The organism is Saccharomonospora iraqiensis subsp. iraqiensis (assembly GCF_000430445.1).
Taxonomy (GTDB): Bacteria; Actinomycetota; Actinomycetes; order Mycobacteriales; family Pseudonocardiaceae; genus Saccharomonospora; species Saccharomonospora iraqiensis.
Window position 1 is genome coordinate 10,151 of record NZ_KE387105.1, and the last position, 2,747, is coordinate 12,897.

The 2,747-nt window shown below is 74.6% G+C and carries 3 protein-coding genes; all 3 read left to right on the forward strand.

Features of this window, described 5'->3' with window-relative positions; all coding sequences use genetic code 11:
- Positions 1–503: universal stress protein (locus ACTIR_RS23640; protein WP_034240357.1), on the forward strand; the 503-nt coding region annotated here is incomplete at its 5' end.
- On the forward strand, positions 503–1,558 hold the full coding sequence (locus ACTIR_RS0115235; protein ID WP_026454926.1) for an NAD(P)-dependent alcohol dehydrogenase: 1,056 nt from the start codon (positions 503–505) through the stop codon (positions 1,556–1,558). The genes ACTIR_RS23640 and ACTIR_RS0115235, both read left to right, overlap by 1 nt.
- A gap of 463 nt (positions 1,559–2,021) precedes the next feature.
- Positions 2,022–2,747 (forward strand): squalene synthase HpnC (gene hpnC / locus ACTIR_RS0115240; protein ID WP_084789543.1); only part of this gene is annotated, 726 nt, incomplete at its 3' end.

Here is a 2,747-nt window from a genome sequence, read left to right on the forward strand (position 1 = left end):
GCGGCGGGCTGCTGGGGGCGCTCGCCGGGTCGACCGCAGTCGGAACGGCCTCGCACGCCGTCGCCCCCGTGGTGGTGGTCCGCTCCCGGGCGGAGGGGGAGGAGCCGCCCGGGGACGGTCCGATCGTGGTGGGTGTGGACGGCAGTCCGCTGAGCGGGCGCGCGGTGGGGTACGCGTTCGAGGAGGCCGCCGCCCGGAGGGCGCCGCTGGTGGCGGTACACGCCCGTGCCGACGTGCCGGAGGGGCCGCGGGACCCGCTCGCCGTCGGACTGGCCGGATGGCGGGAGAAGTACCCGGACGTGGCGGTGCACCCCGTGACGGTCCGGGAGAAGCCCCGCCCGGCGCTGCTCGACCACTCCGCCACCGCGCGGCTGCTCGTGGTGGGCAGCAGAGGGCTCGGCGGGTTCCGCGGGCTGCTGCTGGGCTCCACCAGCCAGGCGCTGATGCACCACGCCCGGTGCCCCGTGATGATCGTCCGACCGACCGGAAAGGAATCCCCGTGATGCGTGCTCTCCGCCTGCTCGAATGGCGTTCCGACCCCGTGTTGACCGATGTGGACACCCCGGAGCCCGGTCCGGGCCAGGTGCTGGTCCGGGTGGGGGGTGCGGGCGTGTGCCACTCCGACCTGCACCTGATGCGGGAGTTCGGCGCGGGCGACATGCCGTGGAATCCGCCGTTCACCCTCGGCCACGAGAACGCGGGCTGGGTCGAGCGGGTCGGTGACGGTGTGCAGGGGCTCGACCGGGGGATGCCGGTCGCCGTGTACGGCCCGTGGGGGTGCGGGGTCTGCCAGTACTGCCTTCAGGGCCTCGAGACCTACTGCGAACGGCCGGAGGCCGCCCCGGTCCCGCGCGGCGGGGCCGGCCTCGGCCTGGACGGCGGGATGGCCGAGTACCTGCTGGTCCCGCACGCCCGGCACGTCCTGCCGTTGCCCGACGGGCTCGATCCCGTGGTGGCCGCACCGCTCACCGACGCGGGGCTGACGCCGTACCACGCGGTGCGCCGGTCGTGGCCGAAGCTCGCCCCGACCTCCACGGCCGTCGTGATCGGCATCGGCGGTCTGGGGCACCTGGCCGTGCAGATCCTCAGGGCCACCACCGCCGCGCGGGTCGTCGCCGTGGACACCCGGTCGGCCGCGCTGGACCTGGCCCGCGACTCCGGTGCCGACCTGGCCACCCCGCCGGGGGAGGGGGTGGCGGAACGGGTGCGGGAGCTGACCCGGGGCCGCGGTGCGGACGTGGTGCTGGACTGCGTCGGCTCGGACGACACGCTCGCCCTCGCGGCCGCGGTGGGGCGGGTGCTCGGTGACCTCACCGTGGTGGGACTCGGCGGGGGCACGCTGCCGGTGTCGTTCTTCTCGATGCCCTACGAGATGTCGGTGCAGACGACCTACTGGGGGTCCCGGTTCGAGCTGGTGGAGGTGCTGGAACTGGCCGCGCGGGGCAGGCTGCACACCGAGATCACCCGGTTCGGTCTGGCCGACGCGCCGGAGGCGTACCGCCGGTTGGAGGAGGGTGCGCTCACCGGGCGCGCGGTGGTCACTCCTTCGGAGGAATGATATCCGGGACTCGTACTGATCGAAGTGGACTCGTCGACCGGTCGACATACCGTCCACACGGGATCCGGTCGTACGTCACGGCGGTTCCGGTGCGGTGGCATGGCGCGGATCGGGGACCCGGTCCGGGTGTCCGGGCCGCGCCCCGTGCCGGCCGGTACGACGTGCGCCGTCCCGTCGGGGGCCGCCTCGTGTCCGGTTGCGCCGCCCGCACGGCGGCATAGGATTCGGCGCAGTGACCCCAAGGATTCCCCCGAACCCGAATATTCCGGCGCCCCCGGCGGTACCGGTGTCCGGAACCGAGGTTCCGTACAGCGGTGAGAGTGCGTCGGTCGGCGCCGTGCCCGCGTGCCGTGGCACGCCGGACCCGGTTTCGGAGTTGCCCGGGTTCGCATCGCGGGCCGACAATGGTACCGCCCAGACGTCGAGGGTCGGCACACCGACCGGACGGGACGAGGCGGATCACATGCACGCGGACCACCTGCACGCCGACCGGGCGCGGCTCTCCCCGCCGTCGCGGCGGCTCCGCGCGCGGGCCCGGCGCGAGAACTTCCCGGTGGCCCTCCGCGTCCTCCCCGCACGCCACCGGGAGCATCTGCTGGTGCTCTACTCGTTCGCCCGGACGGTGGACGATCTCGGGGACACCGCGGGCGGGGACCGGCTCGCCCTGCTCGACGACGTCGCGTGCGAGATCGACCGGATCTACGACGGGCGGGACCCGCGCACCCCGTTGTTCCGCGCCGTCGGGCGCACCGTGGCGGCGTGCGCGTTGCCGCGGGAGCCGTTCGACCGGCTCGTGCAGGCGAACCGGCGCGACCAGGTGGTGACCCGCTACCGGACCTTCGACGACCTGCTCGACTACTGCTCGCTGTCCGCGGAACCCGTGGGGCGGCTCGTCCTCGGCGTGTTCGGCGGGGCGTCCGACGGGGACACGCTGCGCGCCTCCGACCGGATCTGTGCGGCGCTGCAGGTGCTGGAGCACTGCCAGGACGTCGCCGAGGACGTGCGGGTCGGCCGGATCTACCTGCCCACCGAGGACCTGACCCGGTTCGGTGTGGCCGAGCGGGACCTGTCCGCCCCGCGCGCGGACACCGCCGTCCGGGCGCTCGTGGCGCTCCAGGTCCAGCGGGCGGTGCGCATGTTGGACGAGGGGCGCCCGCTGCTCGGCACGCTCTCCGGCGCCGCGCGGGTC

Coding starts and splice junctions, on each gene's coding strand:
- ACTIR_RS0115235 (WP_026454926.1), top strand. CDS start 503: ATGCGTGCTCTCCGCCTGCTCGAATGGCGTTCCGACCCCGTGTTGACC.